The following is a 19,882-nucleotide window of genomic DNA, read 5'->3' on the forward strand; positions in this document are numbered from 1 at the left end:
TTACAAAGGTAATGTAGAGTATTTTGCTTATGATAAGAGTTTTTTTTACCAAAAAGCTGAAAACAGCTTATGGGGATGTTATTGTGCTCGTCACATACTTTTTATTATCTTTTTTTCTACTCCAAACCAGTGTTCAAGCCGCAGATCCTCTGAGACTTATTAATTTTCGAACCATTGGTGATAGTGTTCATACGCGTATTATTGCGGTTTTTAATTCAAAACCAAATGTTCGTTTACAGATTTTGGACAGGCCAGCACGTTTGGTTATCAATTTACCTACAATTGACTTTTCGATGCAAAATACGCCTTTAAAGAAACGGAATACATTATCCGTTATGCTTTCAGATGTACGTTATGCTTTCTCTGATATACAGACTTCACGCATTATTTTGACAAGTAAAACGGCTTTTGTGGTTGAAAAAAATGTCGTAAAAAAATTAAATAATGGTTTATGGCAGTTGCTGATTGATATTCGTAAAAGTACACAGGAAAAATTTGATGAGATATTAAAAAAACAGCAAAGAAGCAATTTTGATACAAAAACACAGTTAATGCCAGCATATAATTTCCGTGTTGTTCTTGATCCTGGTCATGGTGGTATTGATGGTGGTGCACGGGGTGTTACTGGAATTTTAGAAAAAGATGTGACTTTAGACTTTGCGCGTGCATTGCGAGACGAATTACAAAAGGATTCTCATATTACCGTTGCTTTAACACGAGATTCCAATATTTTTTTAAGACTAAGTGAAAGAGTTAAAAAAGCGCAAGAGTTTGATGCTGATCTTTTTATATCTATTCACGCGGATACGATTGATTTACATTCTCTTCGCGGTGCTACAGTGTATACCATATCAGACAAAGCCTCTGATGCCATTGCAAAATCTTTAGCTGAAAATGAAAATAAAGTTGATTTGCTTGATGGTTTGCCTGCAGATGAAACGCTCGAAGTTACAGATATTTTGATGGATCTTACACGACGTGAAACACATACATTTTCGGTTAATTTTGCAAATAGTGTTATTTCAAGTTTATCAAAGAATCATATTAACTTGATTAATAACCCACATCGGTATGCTAATTTTCAAGTTTTAAGAGCTTCAGATATACCCTCAGTCTTGATAGAGATAGGTTATTTATCCAATAAAGAGGATGAAAAGTTATTAAATGATCCTCATTGGAGAAAACAAATGGCAGCCTCTATTGCTCATTCTATTCGTCAATTTGCTGATTATAGGCAGAAAATGATACAGCCTCTTTAAATTTGTGAGAAAATAGAGTATCAATATGGGCTTCTAGTGTACCCTAGTATAAATAAAAGATAGAAAACAATTTCTCTTGATCTCAATCTTGTGGTGATATCCACTTGGTGTGTTTGAAGTAACGTATTTTTTCTTTAATTAATTCTTAAGAAAGCGATAGCCGTTTTTATGATGATTTTTTTAAGATATCTTCTTCGTTTTTTTATTGCTATTGGACTTTGTGGTGCAATAACGTGGGTTGTTATGACCAGTGGTCAAGCAAATGCACTCCCTGATTATGAAGTTCTTTCACTTTATGAGCCGCCGGTAATGACCCGCGTCCATGCTTCTGATGGCCGTCTTATGGCAGAGTTTGCAACAAAACATCGCCTCTATTTACCGATTCAATCAATACCAAAGCTTGTTATAAATGCTTTTATTTCGGCTGAAGACAAAAACTTTTATCATCATTTTGGTTTAGATCCTGAAGGACTTTCTCGAGCTTTGATCAATAATATTCGTAATATTGGTTCTGGAAGACGTCCAGAGGGTGCATCAACTATAACGCAACAAGTCGCTAAAAACTTCCTTTTAAGTTCAGAAACAACGTTAGAACGTAAATTTAAGGAAGCTATTTTAGCAATGCGTATTGAGAAAACTTATTCAAAAGATCATATTCTCGAACTTTATCTCAATGAAATTTATCTGGGTCGTGGCACTTATGGTATAGCAGCTGCTTCTTTGACTTATTTCAATAAATCCGTCAATGACCTGACGCTAGAACAATGTGCTTATTTGGCTGCTCTTCCAAAAGGACCAGCAAATTATGATCCATTTAAGAATACACAACGTGCTATTGATCGGCGTAATTGGGTTATAGACCGGATGATTGCAAATGGATATGTAACGCGTGAACAAGGTGAAAAAGCGAAAGCTAAACCTTTAGGAGCGACAATACGTGGGAGTGATAGCTATGTTTTTGCGGCTGATTATTTTACTGAAGAAGTACGGCGTCGTTTAATACATCGCTATGGGGCTAAAACACTTTATGAAGGCGGGCTTTCCATTCGTACAACGCTTGATCCGCATTTACAACTTATTGCGCGACGTGCTTTGCACGATGGATTAATTAGATTTGATCATGCGCAAGGATGGCGTGGAGCTTATGCGCATATTGATGAGAAAAGTGATTGGGGGACAGAACTTGCAAATATCACAGGGCTAAGTGATGTTCCTGAATGGCGTTTAGCTGTTGTTCTTTCTACTAATCCCAACAAAGTAGAGATTGGTTTACAGCCACAGCGCGAAGCTTCAGGTATATTATCAAAAAAACGGGAAATTGCTGTTTTATCTGAAGCTGATTCAAAATGGGCACTCCATGTTGTAAAAGAAAATGGTTATCGAAAAACTGTTCAGAGCTTATCTCATGTTCTGCAAGTTGGGGATGTCATTTTTGTTGAAAAACTACCCAATACAAATAATACTTATCGTTTACAACAAATTCCAAAGGTTGAAGGTGCAATTGTTGCTATGGAACCTCATACAGGGCGCGTTCTTGCTATGGTGGGAGGATTTTCTTTTGCCGCATCTGAATTCAATCGTGCAACCCAAGCTTATCGCCAACCGGGGTCTGCTTTTAAGCCTTTTGTTTATGCAGCAGCTCTTGATAACGGATATACACCAGCATCCGTTGTTTTAGATGGCCCCATTGAAGTTCGTCAATATAATGGTGAAGTTTGGCAACCCAAAAATTATGGAGGTACCTTTGCAGGACCTTCAACGTTGCGTTATGGTATTGAGCGTTCTCGTAATCTTATGACAATACGGCTTGCCAATGATATGGGAATGCCTCTTGTCGCTGAATATGCAGAACGCTTTGGGATCGTAGATAAATTGCAGCCTTATCTTCCCATGGCTTTAGGGGCTGGCGAAACAACAGTATTACGAATGGTTACAGCTTATTCAGTTATTGCCAATGGGGGACGCTCTATTAAACCTTCTCTGATAGACAGAATTCAAGATCGTTATGGGAAGACAATTTATCGTCATGATGATCGTATTTGCGAAAATTGTAATACGCATTCATGGAATAATCAAAGTGAGCCCACATTGATTGATGAAAGAGATCAAGTTCTTGACCCTATGACGGCTTATCAGATTACATCGATGATGGAAGGGGTTGTTCAGCGTGGTACTGCGGCACGTTTACGTTATCTTAATCGACATATTGCTGCTAAAACAGGAACAACCAATGACTCTAAGGATGTCTGGTTTATGGGATTTACTCCTGATATTGTCGTTGGTATTTTTGTCGGTTATGATCAACCAGCTCCGTTAGGATATAATGGAACAGGAAGTTCATTAGCTGCGCCTATTTTTGGTGATTTTATGGCAGATGCTCTTAAAGGGAAGCCAGATGTTCCCTTTAAGATGCCAAAGGGCATGATTTTAATGCCAATTAATCGAAAAACAGGAATGCTTGCCGAAAGAGGAGATCAAGATGTTATTATAGAAGCATTTAAACCAGGGACTGGTCCTGCTGATATATATCAAGTTATTGGGAGTACAAATTCTTTTCAAGAAGGTGTTCCTGCAGTAACGACTTCTCCACAAGTCAACAAAGCACTTGAAAGTGGGACAGGTGGGCTGTATTAATCGACAAAATCTCCTTTTGCCATGAGTCATGGTTTTTATCTCTTTTTTACAATGTCGGTTCTGTAAATAGAGTGATAGAATTGTACCATTTTCTGATAGCAGCTATTAAATTTGTATAAAATGCTAAGAGACACAACCAAAAAGAGTTTTTAAAAATACGGTGTTAAATTATGCGAGCAGAAATAGAAACATTAGTTGATGAAATCCAGAAAGCAATACAATTGCTAAGGGGGCATCTTTGACTGGGATCAATCACTAAAGCGTCTCGAATATCTTAATCAAAAAGCAGAAGATCCATCATTATGGGATGATGCACAACGAGCACAGGATATGATGCGTGAGCGTCAACGTCTTGATGATTCAATCAATGGTCTTTTATCATTTACAAAAACACTTGAAGAATGCATTGAGCTTATTGCGATGGGCGAAGAAGAAAGTGATGTTGAAATTATCGCTGATGCAGAAAGATCAATACGTAATCTTAAAAATGAGATAGATAAAAGGCAAATTGATGTACTTCTTTCAGGAGAAGCAGATCCGAATGATACCTATTTAGAAGTTCATGCTGGAGCAGGGGGAACAGAAAGCCAAGATTGGGCTTCTATGCTCTTACGTATGTATATGCGCTGGGCTGAACAGCATGAAATGAAGGTTGAAATTTTAGAAATTCATGATGGAGAAGAAGCAGGAATAAAGTCAGCGACTATTCTTGTAAAAGGGCATAATGCTTATGGAATGTTAAAAACAGAATCAGGCGTTCATCGTTTAGTGCGGATTTCTCCATTTGATTCGAATGCAAAGCGCCATACCTCTTTTGCAAGCATTTGGGTTTATCCAGTTATTGATGACAATATTGAAGTTGATGTTTCAGAGGCAGATGTGCGTATTGATACATATCGTGCATCGGGAGCAGGAGGACAACATGTTAACACGACAGATTCTGCTGTTCGCATCACGCATATAAAAACGGGTATTGTTGTTCAATGTCAAACAGAGCGCTCTCAACATAAAAATCGCGCTACGGCTTGGTCGATGTTGCGTGCACGGCTTTATGAAGAAGAGCTTAAAAAAAGAGAAGAAGAAACCAATGCTGCTGAATCTTCTAAAACAGAAATCGGATGGGGACATCAAATTAGATCTTATGTTCTTCAACCCTATCAGCTTGTCAAAGATTTGCGTACAGGAATTGAAAATACGGATCCACAATCCGTACTTAATGGTAATTTAGATGCATTTATAGAGGCAGCGCTCGCACGGCGCATTTATAGACAAGACAAAAAAATTGAGGATATTCGTTAATTATATATCCTTCCTTCAAGCCATGTAGATTTTTTCTTAAGCTGTTCGTTTTATTGATGTTGTGATGTTACGATAGTCCTTGATACTTTAAAGGTTTAAAGAGGGATTTTCTTGTTTCTTTCTTCATTTTTTTTCTCATACGCCAATTCTGCTTATGATATTGCAAGTGATAGGAAGAATCTAAAATAAGAAAAATTTGGGATATTCGGGGGACTAATATAAATGTAAAACAATTCATTATCCTTATAAATCAATATATTGTAAAAATTGAATCCGTTGAAAAACTAAAATCAATTAAGGAGGATAACTTTTGCTTTTTAAGGTAAATCAAACACTCAATTTACAAGTTACCATTATGATATAAAAGTGTTGCAGTAGCTAAAACATTTTCAGCATGCCCAGATACGCTTACTTTACGCCATTCTTCTGCTATTATTCCATTTGCATCAATTAAAAAAGTGCTCCGTTCAACTCCCATATATTTGCGTCCATACATGCTTTTCTCAACCCAAACACCATAAGCTTCGAGGGTTGTTTTTTCTTCATCAGAAACCAAGATGACATCAAGTTCATGTTTTACTTTAAATTTATCATGTTTTTTTACATTATCTGGAGAGATTCCAATAACAGAAACACCGATTTCATCAAATTTCATCTTTAATTTTGTGAAATCAAGTGCTTCGCTTGTGCAACCACTAGTGTCATCTTTTGGATAAAAATATAAAACAACAGACTTTCCTTTAAAGTCAGAAAGACATACCATCTCTCCTCCATCGCGCGGCAAATTAAAATCAGGAGCAAGAGCACCTTTCATTGGTCTTGTCATTATTTTCATCTTTCTTGTGTAACAGGTATAAGATATCAGAGTACACAGAAGAAAAGAACTATTCAACTCTCTAGAATATTATTGTTTTGAAGAGACCTTTATTTCCTAACAAAACTCGCCCTATCACAACAATTGAATTGAAAAAACAAGGTCGACAACATAAACAAAACGGCAAAAGATTATACTGGTTTCATCACAACATGTTTTTTCTTACCAAAAGAAAGTTTAACGGTCCCTTCTGCACTGACATCCCCTTCAATAATAAGATGTGTTTCATCCTCAATAATTTGATCATTTACACGGACCCCCCCACCTTGAACGTGTCGGCGTGCCTCACTATTAGATCTAGCGAGTCCTGCTTGTACTAAAAGAGTGAGCAATCCAACACCTTTTTTTAATTCTGAGGCATTAATTTCAACAGTTGGAAGATTTTCTCCTAGAGTTTTTTCTTCAAACGTCTTGCGAGCTGTTTCTGCTGCTGCATCAGCAAGAACACGTCCATGCAACATTGCTGTAATTTCTGTTGCAAGAATTTTTTTTGCTTCGTTAATTTCTGTCCCTTGTAATAGAGAAAGTTTAAGAATCTCATCCATTGGCAATGGAGTATAGAGCTTTAGAAATCGTGTTACATCAGCATCTTCTGTATTGCGCCAGTATTGCCAAAATTGATAAGGTGAAAGCTTATCCGCATTCAGCCATACAGCCCCATTCAATGATTTACCCATTTTGGCACCGGAAGAGGTTGTCAGCAATGGTGATGTTAACGCATATAATTGCGGTGTTCCTAAACGATGCCCTAATTCGATTCCGTTAATAATGTTGCCCCACTGATCAGAGCCCCCCATTTGCATACGCAATCCATAACGTTTATAAAGTTCAACAAAATCATAAGCTTGCAGAATCATATAATTAAACTCTAAGAATGACAAAGAGTGCTCACGCTCAAGTCTGAGTCTAACGGAATCAAATGACAACATACGATTGACAGAAAAATGTTTTCCTACATCACGCAAAAATTCTAAGTAGTTTAAATTGCATAACCATTCCGCGTTATTCACAATACAAGCATCGGTTTCTCGGTCACCGAATGTCAAATAGTTAGCAAATACCTTTTTAATACCATCAATATTTTCAGCAATATCATTTTGTGTCAGAAGGCGTCGCGCTTCATCTTTGAAAGAAGGATCACCAATCAATCCGGTTCCTCCACCCATTAAAGCAATGGGGCGATGACCTGTTTTTTGTAACCAATAAAGCATCATAATCTGAAGAAGACTTCCAGCATGTAAACTCGATGCTGTTGGGTCAAATCCAGTATAAGCGCTTACAGTTTCTTTTGAAAAAAGATCATCTAAGCCTTTTTCATCTGAAATTTGGTGGATAAAACCACGTTCGCTCATAATGTGTAAAAAATCAGATTTAAAGGCAAACACAGATTTAATTTCCTAATTTAAGAGTGCATTATTTTATAGAATAGGCGATTATATAATGAGTTATTAATGCGTTATCTATCATAACTGACACACACCTCACAAGAGAAAGAGACATATTGGTAACATAAAGATAATAATACAGGTATTATTTCCTTTTTACGCTAAAAAAGAGACTTATCAGTGATAGAAAACAGGGATGCTGTTATTCTCATTTCTATCCTGAAATAAAATTTAGAAAAATTTTAAATGCAAACGGAAAAAATTACTTTGTTATGATCAGAAACGACTTTTGCTAATTTTTTATAAATCTATCGTATTTTCCTAAGTTAGTGAAAGTATTTCAGGAGGAGGAGCGAGAAGTTCATTGGAGATATGGTTATCCAAATAGTGGGCACATCGCTCAATAAGTTCTTCATGACATCCACTGAAAAAGTGATTAGCCTCTTCTAATATTTCTTGTGTGATGATGATACCTTTTTGTGTTTTTAATTTATCGACAAGTATTTGAACATCTTTTGGAGGGGAAACTTTATCGATACCGCCATGAATGATAAGCCCAGAGGAGGGACAAGGTGCAAGAAATGAAAAGTCATAAACATTAGGCTGAGGGGCAACTGAGATAAATCCCTCAATTTCCGGTCGGCGCATTAAAAGCTGCATACCAATCCATGCTCCAAATGAATATCCTGCTACCCAACAATTTTTAGAGTCTGGATGTTGTGTTTGCACCCAATCGAGAGCAGCAGCAGCATCTGAAAGTTCTCCTATTCCATAATCAAATTCACCCTGACTACGACCAATACCACGAAAGTTAAAACGTAAAGTTGTAAAGCCACGTTGTTGGAACATATAAAAGAGGTCATAGACAATTTTATGATTCATAGTTCCACCAAATTGGGGATGAGGATGCAAAATAATCGCAATGGGTGCATTTTTTTGTTGTGAAGGTTGATAACGTCCTTCGAGCCGACCCGCAGGACCGTTAAAAATAATTTCTGGCATAAAATGCTCCTTAAATGCAATAAAAGGCTTTCATTGATCTTGGTCGACTTTTACCATAGAATCTCTTAAATAATTATTAGATATTCTTTTTTTAGTGCACTTTTCAAGAAAATTGCGCTATTTTTTTAATCAATTCATAAGATTAATGATTGCGATGTAAAATGGTTATAAAACGCCGATATTTTGATCATAACGCAACAACACCACTCAAAAAAGTGGCACGAATAGCGTTACTGGAATCTTTAGAAATATTTGGTAATCCATCATCTGTTCATAAGGAAGGGCGTGCGGCTAAAACTTTGTTGCAAAAGGCTCGTCGGCAAATCGCTGAAAATCTTAAAACAGATCCAGATCACGTGGTATTTACCTCTGGTGCGAGTGAAGCCGCAATGACTTTGTTAACACCCTTTTACAATATGGGGAATGCAAAAGTTAAATTTTCTCGTCTTTACCTTGGAGCGACTGAACATCCCTCTGTGGCAGAGGGAGGACGTTTTTCTAAAGAGTTGATAAGCGTCATTGCTGTTGATCAAGATGGGCTCATACAACAAGATAAATTAACATCACTCTTAACGGTTCATGATAAAACAAAAGGTTTACCTCTTGTTGCTATTCAAGCTGCAAATAGTGAAACGGGTGTTATTCAACCATTAACAGAAATCGCCGCTATTGTTCGGGATTTAGGAGGCACTCTTATTGTTGATTTGACACAATATGTAGATAAAAATTTTGTGGATATTAATCAGCTAGGAGGAGACTTTTTTATATTGTCTGCACATAAAGTTGGCGGTCCGAAAGGAATCGGTGCTTTTGTTTCATGTGGTAATCTTCTCATGCCACACCCTCTTATTACTGGGGGAGGACAAGAAAAAGGTCTCCGTGGAGGAACAGAAGCATTGCCCCTTATTGCTGCTTTTGGGGCAGCAATAACTGATTGCTTCACACAGGAGGAAATAAAACAGTTAATATATTTACGCAATAAATTAGAAGATGGACTACAAAGAATAAGTAAAAATGTTGAAATTTTTGGCAAAAGAGTTCAACGTTTGCCAAATACAACTTACTTTACCGTGAAAAATATAAAAGCTGAAACGATGCAAATTGCTTTTGATTTAGAAGGGTTTTCTTTATCATCCGGCTCTGCTTGTTCTTCGGGAAAAGTAAAACAAAGCAAAGTGTTGGAGGCAATGGGGTATCATGTTCCAAATGGTGCCATTCGCATTTCGCTAGGGCGTGGCACAACTTCTGAAGATATTGATGATTTTCTGTCGTTTTTTTCTCAAATTATAAGCAGGAAAAAAGGGGAAGGTTTATCATCAGAAAGTTATAAAAATTAGAATTATTTTAAAAATAAAATAAGTTTGATTGAAATTTTTGCACTTTACCTATAGCCTAGAGATAACTTGCTTACTTTAATCTTGTAAAAAACAAGACTTTAGTTACCGGTTTTTGACGCCAAAAAATGGAGAAAATTTATGCCGGCAATACAAGAAACGATACGCCAAGTACGTGAAATAGATGTTGACCAATATAAATATGGTTTTGAAACCAATATTGAAACCGATAAAGCTCCAAAAGGCTTAAATGAGGATATTATCAAATTTATTTCCGCTAAAAAACATGAGCCTGAATGGATGCTAACATGGCGCTTAAAGGCTTACCGACGTTGGCTGACAATGCAAGAGCCTCATTGGGCGCGTCTTGAATATCCTAGAATTGATTTTCAGGAGCTTTATTATTATGCTGCTCCAAAAAATCATACAGGACCAAAATCTTTGGATGAAGTGGATCCTGAGTTATTAGCAACGTACGAGAAACTTGGCATTCCCCTTAAAGAACAAGAGATTTTGGCAGGAGTAAGAAAACAGTCTGATCCCTCCACTTTTGATGACAGTATGTCTGTATCGGGGCAGGTGGCTGTTGATGCAGTCTTTGATTCTGTTTCTGTTGTAACAACATTCAAAAAAGAGCTGGCACGTGCCGGTGTGATTTTTTGTTCTATTTCAGAGGCGATTATTGAACATTCTGAGCTTATTAAAGAATATTTAGGAACAGTTGTACCTATAAGTGATAATTATTATGCGGCCTTAAATGCAGCTGTCTTTACAGATGGTTCATTTGTTTATATTCCCAAAGGGGTTCGTTGTCCTATGGAGCTTTCAACTTATTTTAGGATTAATGAACGCAACACTGGCCAATTTGAACGAACATTGATTATCGCCGCTGAAGATTCCTATGTTTCTTATCTTGAAGGGTGTACAGCACCCCAACGTGATGAAAACCAACTTCATGCTGCTGTTGTTGAGCTTATTGCCCTTGAAAATGCAGAGATTAAATATTCTACAGTACAAAATTGGTATCCTGGCGATAGAGATGGAAAGGGTGGTATTTATAATTTTGTGACGAAGCGTGGAGATTGTCGAGGTGATAGCTCTAAAATTTCATGGACACAAGTTGAGACTGGTTCTGCGATTACTTGGAAATATCCATCCTGCTTACTCCGTGGTGATAATGCGCGTGGAGAATTTTATTCTATTGCCGTTGCAAACGGTCATCAACAAATTGATTCCGGTACAAAAATGATTCATTTGGGAAAAAATACTTCCAGTCGCATTATTTCCAAAGGTATTTCTGCAGGTTTTTCAAATAACACGTATCGAGGACAAGTCACAGCTCATCGAAAAGCACAAAATGCGCGTAACTTTACGCAATGTGATAGTTTGTTAATCGGGAATGATTGTGGTGCACATACAGTTCCTTATATTGAAGCAAAAAATGCAACAGCTCAGTTTGAACATGAAGCCACAACATCAAAAATTTCTGATGACCAACTTTTTTATGTTATGCAGAGAGGAATTCCCGAAGAAGAAGCTATCGCATTAATTGTAAATGGTTTTGTAAAAGAGGTCATTCAAAAACTTCCCATGGAATTTGCTGTCGAAGCACAAAAGCTTATTGGTATTAGCCTTGAAGGTAGTGTTGGATAATTTTATTTAATTAGATAAATAGAAGACTTTATGTAAAAAGGCTGTAACAGTAGCATATAATGCTAAAAATGACCTCTATGCTAATTACAAAAGTAGATGGATGCTAAGGCAAAATAATCCGCATCTGTATCTGAAAAAACAGCCAAAACAGGATTAAATTATGTTAGAGATAAAAAATTTGCACGCCCGTATTGCTGAGACCGATACAAAAGTTATTCGTGGTTTAAACTTGACAGTTCAAGATGGAGAAGTTGCCGCTATCATGGGACAAAATGGAGCCGGAAAATCAACTTTGTCTTATTTACTTGCTGGTCGTGATGATTATGAAATAACAGAAGGAGATATTCTCTATAATGGGCAATCACTTTTAGAAATGGATCCAGCAGAACGTGCTGCATATGGTGTTTTTCTTGCATTTCAATATCCAATGGAAATACCAGGAGTAGCAACAATGGAATTTTTAAAAGTTGCGATGAACTCTCAACGCAAAGCACGAGGTCACGAAGAACTTAAAATTCCTGAATTTATAAAATATGTTAAAGAAGTTTCAGCCAAACTTGAAATAGATATGGATATGCTAAAGCGTCCATTAAATGTAGGTTTTTCAGGTGGAGAAAAAAAACGCGCTGAAATTTTACAAATGGCACTTCTTGAACCTAAACTTTGCATTTTAGACGAAACGGATTCTGGTTTAGATATTGATGCACTAAAAATTGTTGCAGATGGTGTTAATAAACTTCGGGATTCAAAACGTTCATTTCTGGTGATTACCCATTATCAACGGCTACTTAATTATATTATTCCTGATACGGTACATGTTCTTTATAAAGGACAAATTATCAAAAGCGGTGATAAATCCTTAGCGCTTTATTTAGAGGAAAATGGGTATGCTGATCTTATCAGGGAAGCGGTTTGAGGTTATTAAATATGAATGCACAGCAAAACTTGTTAGCGGTTGAAGAAAATATCCTCAGTAATTTTAATCAGTATGTAAACGACTTACCTGGTGATAAAGCTGTACAGGAAATCCGCAAGAAAACTATTGAGCAATTTCAAATGACACGGCTTCCTTCCCGTAAAATCGAAAGATGGCATTATACCAATCTGCGTACCTTACTGAAGTCTATTAGCAATTTTTCAAAAGTTCAAGACAATCAATTGGTTGATGCATTGCTTTCAGAAAGTGCTGTTTTCTCCATAAACAATGGAAAAACATCGATAGAGTCAAAGGTAGACAATATTACAGTAAAACGCCTTTCAGACGCATTAGAAGATAATTCTGTGCAGATAAATCAAAACATTTCTGATGAAGATTTTATTGGACAGTTAAATACAGCTTTTGTTACAGATGGTTGGCTTTTTCACATCCCTGAAAATACAAAGTTAAATATACCCATTGAATTACAAAATATACAAATGGGGGGACAATCTCATATTTTTTCGGATATAAAAGTTGATAAAAATAGTCAAGTTATGTTTATTGAACATCAGGTTGGCAATGATAAAGATACCTTTGTCAGTTCAATATTTTCATTAAGTATTGCTGCTGATAGTGATGTTACGTGGATTCTCATTCGCAATCGTGATTTTAATTCTACACAATTTGGTCGATTTTGTGCTGTTCTTGATCAAAGAGCAAAGTTATCACTTTATGTCATTAATATAGGGAGCCAATTAAATCGCCAAGAAATCGATATTGAATTACAGGGAGAAGAATCTAATTTTCAATTACGCGTCATAAATTTATTATCAGGACAAACACATAGTGATCTTACAATGACTGTTCGTCACGTGGAAGAAAAGTCAACATCAACCGAAATTATACGCAATGTGGTTACAGATAAGGCTGTTGGTGTTTTCCAAGGAATAATACGTGTTTCTCAAAAAGCGCAAAAAACAGATGCACGCATGGCTTGTAATAGCCTTATTCTTTCAGATGATGCAGAATTTAATGCAAAGCCTGAACTGGAGATTTTTGCTGATGATGTTGCGTGCGGTCATGGTGCAACAGTTGCTAATATTAATCATGATTATCTTTTTTATCTTATGGCGCGTGGTATCCCATTTAAAACGGCTCGTGCACTTTTGATTAAAGGATTTATCTCTGAGCTCATTGATGACATCAAGCAGGATAAGATTCAAATCGTTTTGGAGAATATCATTAGTAAATGGCTTGAAAAAAATGTTTAAGGTAGAAAAAATGGAAAATAACGTACAAACATTTACTTATAATGTCGAAGAAATTCGGCGTGATTTTCCTATTTTACACCATCAAGTTTATGGAAAGCGATTAGCATATCTTGATAGTAGTGCTTCTGCCCAAAAACCAATGTCAGTACTCAATGCAATGAATAATTATTATCACTATAGTTATGCTAATGTGCATAGGGGAATGTATTTTTTAGCCAATATAGCAACACAATCTTATGAAAATTCTCGTGAAACCGTTCGTGTTTTTCTAAATGCTCAAAAAGCTGAAGAAATTGTTTTTACGAAAAATGCAACAGAAGCTATTAATACTGTTGCTTATGGTTGGGCGATGCCAAAACTCAAAGAAGGTGATGAGATTGTTCTAACGATCATGGAACATCATTCAAATATTATTCCTTGGCATTTTCTCCGTGAACAAAAAGGTGTTAAACTTATTTTTGTTCCTGTCGATGAAAATGGTGTTCTGCACATTGAAGATTTCCAAAAGGCTTTAAGCGAAAAAACGCGGCTTGTTGCTATAACGCATATGTCCAATATATTAGGAACTGTGCCTCCTGTTAAAGAGATTATTAAACTAGCACATCAAAATTCTATTCCGGTTCTTGTTGATGGTTCTCAAGGAGCAGTACATTTAACCGTTGATGTGCAAGATCTCGATTGTGATTGGTATGTCTTTACAGGTCATAAGCTTTATGGTCCCACTGGTATTGGTGTTTTGTATGGTAAAGAAGATAGATTAGAAGAAATGCGTCCTTTTCAAGGGGGAGGGGAAATGATCGAGGAGGTAACAACCGATAAGGTGTTTTATAATGCTCCTCCTTACCGTTTTGAAGCAGGTACCCCTCCTATCGTTGAAGCTATTGGATTAACTGCGGCTATTGATTATATACAAGAGAAAGGTCGTAGCACGATTCATGCCCATGAGAGGTCCCTTTTAGCTTATGCGCAGGAAAAACTTAAAATGGTTGAGTCATTGCGTATTTATGGTCATTCTCCCAATAAAGGAGCTATTATATCATTTACAATTGAAGGAATTCACGCCCATGATATCGCTATGTTTATTGATAGAAAAGGGGTTGCAATACGTGCGGGAACTCATTGTGCACAGCCTTTATTACAGCGCTTTGGTCTAACATCTATTTGCCGCGCATCGTTAGCCATGTATAACACTAAAGAAGATATAGATCAATTGGTAGAAGCATTGCAAGAAACAAGGACATTTTTTAATGGCTGAATTAATTGAAGAGCGTCATTCTCCAGAATCTGTTGAAACTGTAAGTGAAGATAAAAAATCTTACATATCAGCAATTCCAGCAGATGAAATTGATCGTATGACGAATGATATTATTGCTGCTCTTAAAACAGTTTATGACCCAGAGATTCCTGCTGATATTTATGAGCTAGGACTGATTTATCGTATTGATATTGAAGATGATCGTTCAGTAAAAATTGAAATGACTCTTACAGCACCGGGATGCCCTGTTGCTGGTGAAATGCCGGGGTGGGTAGAAAATGCAGTCAGTGCAGTTGAAGGGGTTTCGTATGTTGAAGTCACTATGACTTTTGATCCACCATGGACACCTGATTGTATGTCAGAAGAAGCTCAAATTGCTGTCGGATGGTACTAAAAGTATTGTTAAGAGACTCTAATTTAGCCATTCATGAATAAGCTGGTTACTTTTCACAAGCATTTGAATTTAAGGACGATCGCATGAGTTATAATAAACAAAAACTAGAACTCACTTGGATTGGAAAAGAAAAACGCCCAAAACTAGAGCCTCGTATCTTATTAGAAGATCTTGAAAAATCTTATCACGCTTCGCATCAAATATCATCCCAAGATATTTTTGATAATAAGCTTATTTTTGGTGACAATTTGCTCGCACTCAAAGCGCTTGAGAAAGAATATATGGGGAAGGTAAAATGTATCTATATCGATCCGCCTTATAATACAGGCAATGCCTTTGAACATTATGAAGATGGTTTAGAGCATTCCATATGGCTCAGTCTTATGAGAGACAGGCTAGAATTGTTACATCATTTACTGGCGGATGATGGAAGTATCTGGATATCAATTGATGATGATGAACAAGCCTATCTTAAAGTGATGATGGATGAAATTTTTGGTCGCCAAAATTTCATCAACAATATTATTTGGCAAAAGAAATATGCTCCACAAAATGATACAAAATGGCTTTCCGATAACCATGATTTTATCATGGTTTATGCTAAAGATAAAACGATTTGGCGCCCTCAATTGCTTCCTCGTTCAAGCGATATGGATGCGCGCTATAAAAACCCTGATAATGATCCGCGTGGATTATGGCAATCGGGAGATTTATCCGTGAAAAGAGTGACGCCTAAGGATATTTATGAAATCATCACGCCTACTGGACGAAAAGTTATGCCTCCTGCTGGAGCTAGTTGGCGTGTTAGTAAAAAAAAATTTGCCGAGCTATTAGAGGATAATCGTATTTGGTTTGGAACAGATAACGGCGGGGTACCAAGGATTAAACGTTTTGTTTCTGAGGTTAAGCAGGGAATAACCAGTATGACGATTTGGCCTTATACAGAAGTAGGGCATAATCAAGATGCTAAAAAAGAAGTTAAAGTTTTTAATTCTGATAATGTCTTTACAACTCCCAAACCTGAGCGGTTAATGGAACGCATTATTCAACTTGCCACTAATCCTGGTGATCTTGTTTTAGATTCTTTTGCGGGTTCCGGCACAACCGGTGCTGTTGCTCATAAAATGGGAAGAAAGTGGATTATGATTGAACTTGGTGAACATTGTCACACCCACATTATCCCTCGTTTAAAACAAGTCATTGATGGAACTGATCAAGGGGGAATTTCCAAAAGTGTCAATTGGCAAGGTGGCGGTGGATTTCGCTATTATCGTCTTGCACCTTCTCTGTTGCAAAAAGATCCATGGGGACAATGGATTATTAGTCGCGAATATAATGCTGCGATGCTTTCAGAAGCAATGTGCAAACATATGGGATTTACCTATGCACCTGATGAAAATCATTATTGGATGCAAGGGTACTCAACCGAAACAGATTATATTTATGTCACAACAAGCGCTATGACCCATGAACAACTCCGTATAATGAGTGAAGAGGTAGGCTCTCATCGCACGTTGCTGATTTGTGGTACAGCCTTTGATACAAAATCAGCATCCTTTGAAAATCTGACACTCACTAAAATCCCCCGTGCAGTGTTAGAAAAATGCGAATGGGGAAGGGACGATTACAGTTTAAATGTAGCCAATCTTGAACCAGTGATTGTGGTAAAAGAAAACAACAAAAATAAAGATATTGCGCAAGCAGAATTAGATTTATTTGAATAGTATATAAAAAGCGGAGTTTTTCATGAACACTATTGAAAAAAGGATTTCTGCTCGCTTATCGTTACGTGATCCTCAACGTGAATCTTTAAATATTTTGGTAAAAATCTTAGAAAATATAGAGCTTTCTAAAAATGCTGATTTGGTTGCAGAGTTAGAAGTGATAAAAAATCTTTATCCTTCTGTACAAGATTTTGAACGAAACTTTCCCTCTTTTTGTTTTGCCTTAGCAACGGGTGTTGGAAAAACGCGACTTATGGGGGCTTTTATTAGCTATCTTTATTTAACAGGTCGCAGTCGCCATTTTTTTGTTTTAGCGCCAAATTTGACTATTTATGAAAAGTTAAAACAGGATTTTAGTCCCCAAAGTCCGAAGTACGTTTTCAGTGGAATGAGTGAATTTATTGCCAATAGACCCGTTATTATTACAGGTGAAGATTATGAAAGTGGTAAAGGTATTCGCGCTGATGAACACCATTTTCAAGGACAAAAGCGTTTGTTTGAGAATAGAGATACGGCTTTTATCAATATTTTTAATATTTCTAAAATTAATACAACAGATAATAAAAAAGGCGCACTAAAATCTAGTATGCCGAGGATTAAACGCTTACAAGAGACAATTGGCGAAAGTTATTTTGATTATCTCGCAAATCTTCCTGATTTAGTTTTGTTAATGGATGAAGCACATCGTTATCGAGCTTCTGCTGGTGCGGCAGCAATTAATGAGTTAAAACCTGTTTTAGGAATAGAGCTTACAGCGACACCAAAAACAATAGGTGCAAAACCCGTAGATTTTAAAAATGTTGTCTATAGTTATTCACTTGCAGAGGCTATGAGGGATGGTTTTGTAAAAGAGCCTGCTGTTGCTACACGTAAAGATTTTCAACCTCAAAATTATACATCTGAACAATTAGAACATATCAAATTACAAGATGCAATTCATGCCCATGAAAACGTGAAAGCAGATTTAATTGTCTATGCAAAAGATTATAACAAAAAGTTCGTTAAGCCTTTTATTTTAGTTGTCGCTCAAGATACAAATCATGCACAGAAATTGCGTGATTTATTGGAATCAGATGATTTTTTTGCAGGAGCTTATAAGGGAAAAGTTATAGAGATTCATACAAAACAGTCGAATATAGAAGAAGATCAAAATATTCAAAAGCTGATTGCAATTGAAGATTCTCATAACCCAACAGAAATTGTTATTCACGTTAATAAATTAAAGGAGGGGTGGGATGTTACGAATCTCTATACTATTGTACCGTTGCGTGCATCGGCTTCAGAAATTTTAACAGAGCAAACAATTGGGCGTGGATTGCGTTTGCCTTATGGGTATAGAACAGGCGTGGAAGCTATTGATCGTTTAACAATTATTGCGCATGATCGTTTTCAAGATATTATTGATCGTGCAAACGATCCAAACTCAATTATAAAAAAGCATATTGAGATTGGAACAGGAGGGAATATCCCCTTTGAAAAGACCGATATATTGACAGTTCCAAGTCAAGTAGAAGCTTTATTGATGCAAACGATGGTAACACGTAATTCCGATATAAATGGAGCATCTTCTGATTTACAAGGTATCATATTACGTCATACAGATTCCCCTACATTAACACCTGAAGAGCAAGATATTGTAGCGATCGCGTGGGATCTTATCAAAGAGAATGATAAATTGCCAAGTTCTCAAATGCTTTGTTCTGCACAGATACAAGAAAAAATTGCTAATAAAGTTATGAATATTAAGCCTTCATCACAAAAGTCTCTTGTATCAAAAGTGGTGACAATTCTGACAAAACAATTAACAGAACTGATAATAGATATTCCAAATATTATACTCATACCTTCGCGTGATGTTACTTATGGTTTTTATGATTTTGATTTAAAAAATCTAGAAAGCTTAAATTTTCAACCTGTTAGTAAAGAACTTTTAATTCGAGAATTGCGTACCCATAAAAGCATTTTTCTTACTTCTAAGAATGAATATGTAAAAGAGCCTTATCTTGAAAACTACATCATTCGTGGTTTGATTGATAATGACTTTGTCGATTATGATAACCATACGCTCTTATTACGAAAATTAGCTAGTCAGATACTAGAACATTTCCGATCTTATTTACCCAATGATACAGCTGTTGAGAACGTATTAATTCACTATCAGCACAAGCTTACTAGTTTTATTGTTGCGCAATTAAGAGAACATCAATGGGAAACGCAAAAAGATTATGCGGTTAAAGTTACACGAGGTTTTGCAACTTTATCACCTATCCATTATGTGTTACCGCAAGGGACGTCTCCTCTTGATTTTCGTAATATTCCTGCCATTAAAAGTGATATTAAAAAACTTGTATTCAGCGGCTTTAGAAAATGCTGTTATCCTTTACAAAAGTTTGATTCAGTAGAAGGGGAATTACGATTTGCTCAAATATTAGAGGATGATGCACAAGTCTTGAAATGGATGAAACCCGCTCGAGGTTTTTTCAGAATAGAATATGATAAAGGATCGACTTATGAACCGGACTTTGTTGTAGAAACGAAGGATGCCAAATATCTTTGTGAGCCTAAAAAAGCCTCTGAAATGCAAAATCCTATTGTTTTAAAAAAGAGAGAAGCTGCAGTTCAATGGTGTTGTCATGCAACGCGCTATGCGGCGACTTATGGCGATAAAAAATGGTATTATGTTCTTATTCCCCATGATGCTATTAAAGCAAATAGTAGTTTTGAAGGTTTGTGTGCAGAGTTTACCATTTCAGAATCTATACTTGAGAGCTCGTAACTTTTTGCTTCAAAAATAAAACACATAAGTTTTTTAATTGACGGGTGTGAGGTTCAATCAAATGTTTGAATAATTATTTTTAACTTTTTTCTAACGACGTTAA

At 36.5% G+C, this 19,882-nt stretch carries 14 protein-coding genes; 11 read left to right on the top strand and 3 right to left on the bottom strand.

The features are described 5' to 3' along the window. Positions 1-29 precede the first annotated feature (29 nt). The 3 genes from ACFIK0_RS03290 to prfB all read left to right on the top strand — a co-directional run bounded on the left by ACFIK0_RS03290 (position 30) and on the right by prfB (position 5,192). Entirely contained in the window at positions 30-1,259 is a 1,230-nt protein-coding gene (locus ACFIK0_RS03290) for an N-acetylmuramoyl-L-alanine amidase (protein ID WP_375657771.1), read from the top strand. A gap of 168 nt (positions 1,260-1,427) precedes the next feature. Then, positions 1,428-3,893, top strand: coding sequence for a penicillin-binding protein 1A (locus ACFIK0_RS03295; RefSeq protein WP_375663482.1), 2,466 nt, complete (start codon positions 1,428-1,430; stop codon positions 3,891-3,893). Between the two features lie 170 nt (positions 3,894-4,063). After that, positions 4,064-5,192, top strand: a protein-coding gene (gene prfB / locus ACFIK0_RS03300) for a peptide chain release factor 2 (RefSeq protein ID WP_375637636.1) whose coding sequence is annotated in 2 segments (ribosomal slippage) — positions 4,064-4,132 and positions 4,134-5,192 — 1,128 coding nt in all. Because the reading frame shifts where the segments join, the coding sequence is not laid out codon by codon here. Between the two features lie 340 nt (positions 5,193-5,532). Here prfB and ACFIK0_RS03305 read toward each other — a convergent pair. The 3 genes from ACFIK0_RS03305 to ACFIK0_RS03315 all read right to left on the bottom strand — a co-directional run bounded on the left by ACFIK0_RS03305 (position 5,533) and on the right by ACFIK0_RS03315 (position 8,453). Beyond that, positions 5,533-6,018: a peroxiredoxin gene (locus tag ACFIK0_RS03305; protein ID WP_273791260.1), complete on the bottom strand. Its 486-nt coding sequence runs from the start codon at positions 6,016-6,018 to the stop codon at positions 5,533-5,535. 179 nt (positions 6,019-6,197) lie between these two features. Then, positions 6,198-7,451 (bottom strand): tyrosine--tRNA ligase, encoded by a 1,254-nt coding sequence (gene tyrS / locus ACFIK0_RS03310; RefSeq protein ID WP_375631146.1) that lies wholly within the window; start codon positions 7,449-7,451, stop codon positions 6,198-6,200. A gap of 321 nt (positions 7,452-7,772) precedes the next feature. Beyond that, positions 7,773-8,453 (bottom strand): alpha/beta hydrolase, encoded by a 681-nt coding sequence (locus tag ACFIK0_RS03315; protein WP_273791258.1) that lies wholly within the window; start codon positions 8,451-8,453, stop codon positions 7,773-7,775. A gap of 161 nt (positions 8,454-8,614) precedes the next feature. Between ACFIK0_RS03315 and ACFIK0_RS03320 the strand changes: the two genes are divergently transcribed. From ACFIK0_RS03320 to ACFIK0_RS03355, 8 genes are all read left to right on the top strand, one after another. Then, positions 8,615-9,790 (top strand): cysteine desulfurase family protein, encoded by a 1,176-nt coding sequence (locus ACFIK0_RS03320; protein ID WP_375657773.1) that lies wholly within the window; start codon positions 8,615-8,617, stop codon positions 9,788-9,790. Positions 9,791-9,928: 138 nt separating this feature from the next. After that, positions 9,929-11,440, top strand: coding sequence for a Fe-S cluster assembly protein SufB (sufB, locus tag ACFIK0_RS03325; RefSeq protein ID WP_375657774.1), 1,512 nt, complete (start codon positions 9,929-9,931; stop codon positions 11,438-11,440). A 160-nt stretch (positions 11,441-11,600) separates the two neighbouring features. After that, positions 11,601-12,356: a Fe-S cluster assembly ATPase SufC gene (gene sufC / locus ACFIK0_RS03330; RefSeq protein WP_273791255.1), complete on the top strand. Its 756-nt coding sequence runs from the start codon at positions 11,601-11,603 to the stop codon at positions 12,354-12,356. 11 nt (positions 12,357-12,367) lie between these two features. Then, positions 12,368-13,630 carry a Fe-S cluster assembly protein SufD gene (gene sufD, locus ACFIK0_RS03335; protein ID WP_273791286.1) on the top strand — a complete coding sequence of 421 codons (1,263 nt, stop codon included), beginning with the start codon at positions 12,368-12,370 and terminating at the stop codon, positions 13,628-13,630. A gap of 10 nt (positions 13,631-13,640) precedes the next feature. Then, the gene (locus ACFIK0_RS03340; protein ID WP_273791254.1) at positions 13,641-14,885 is read left to right on the top strand and encodes a cysteine desulfurase; all 1,245 of its coding nucleotides are present in this window, start codon (positions 13,641-13,643) and stop codon (positions 14,883-14,885) included. Beyond that, positions 14,878-15,279: an SUF system Fe-S cluster assembly protein gene (locus ACFIK0_RS03345; RefSeq protein WP_375663483.1), complete on the top strand. Its 402-nt coding sequence runs from the start codon at positions 14,878-14,880 to the stop codon at positions 15,277-15,279. The genes ACFIK0_RS03340 and ACFIK0_RS03345 overlap by 8 nt, the downstream gene beginning before the upstream one ends. An 83-nt stretch (positions 15,280-15,362) precedes the next feature. Beyond that, entirely contained in the window at positions 15,363-17,003 is a 1,641-nt protein-coding gene (locus tag ACFIK0_RS03350) for a site-specific DNA-methyltransferase (protein WP_375659999.1), read from the top strand. 22 nt (positions 17,004-17,025) lie between these two features. Next, the gene (locus tag ACFIK0_RS03355) at positions 17,026-19,779 is read left to right on the top strand and encodes a DEAD/DEAH box helicase (RefSeq protein ID WP_375663484.1); all 2,754 of its coding nucleotides are present in this window, start codon (positions 17,026-17,028) and stop codon (positions 19,777-19,779) included. Positions 19,780-19,882: the final 103 nt, after the last annotated feature.

The organism is Bartonella sp. CL63NXGY, assembly GCF_042194905.1.
Classification (GTDB): Bacteria; Pseudomonadota; Alphaproteobacteria; order Rhizobiales; family Rhizobiaceae; genus Bartonella.

What these genes read in the sequence shown, in the direction of transcription:
- ACFIK0_RS03355 (WP_375663484.1), top strand. Translation starts at nt 17,026, where the DNA reads ATGAACACTATTGAAAAAAGGATTTCTGCTCGCTTATCGTTACGTGAT.
- ACFIK0_RS03345 (WP_375663483.1), top strand. Translation starts at nt 14,878, where the DNA reads ATGGCTGAATTAATTGAAGAGCGTCATTCTCCAGAATCTGTTGAAACT.
- sufB (WP_375657774.1), top strand. Translation starts at nt 9,929, where the DNA reads ATGCCGGCAATACAAGAAACGATACGCCAAGTACGTGAAATAGATGTT.
- sufD (WP_273791286.1), top strand. Translation starts at nt 12,368, where the DNA reads ATGAATGCACAGCAAAACTTGTTAGCGGTTGAAGAAAATATCCTCAGT.
- ACFIK0_RS03305 (WP_273791260.1), bottom strand. Translation starts at nt 6,018, where the DNA reads ATGACAAGACCAATGAAAGGTGCTCTTGCTCCTGATTTTAATTTGCCG.
- ACFIK0_RS03350 (WP_375659999.1), top strand. Translation starts at nt 15,363, where the DNA reads ATGAGTTATAATAAACAAAAACTAGAACTCACTTGGATTGGAAAAGAA.
- ACFIK0_RS03295 (WP_375663482.1), top strand. Translation starts at nt 1,428, where the DNA reads ATGATGATTTTTTTAAGATATCTTCTTCGTTTTTTTATTGCTATTGGA.
- ACFIK0_RS03340 (WP_273791254.1), top strand. Translation starts at nt 13,641, where the DNA reads ATGGAAAATAACGTACAAACATTTACTTATAATGTCGAAGAAATTCGG.
- ACFIK0_RS03320 (WP_375657773.1), top strand. Translation starts at nt 8,615, where the DNA reads ATGGTTATAAAACGCCGATATTTTGATCATAACGCAACAACACCACTC.
- sufC (WP_273791255.1), top strand. Translation starts at nt 11,601, where the DNA reads ATGTTAGAGATAAAAAATTTGCACGCCCGTATTGCTGAGACCGATACA.
- ACFIK0_RS03315 (WP_273791258.1), bottom strand. Translation starts at nt 8,453, where the DNA reads ATGCCAGAAATTATTTTTAACGGTCCTGCGGGTCGGCTCGAAGGACGT.
- ACFIK0_RS03290 (WP_375657771.1), top strand. Translation starts at nt 30, where the DNA reads ATGATAAGAGTTTTTTTTACCAAAAAGCTGAAAACAGCTTATGGGGAT.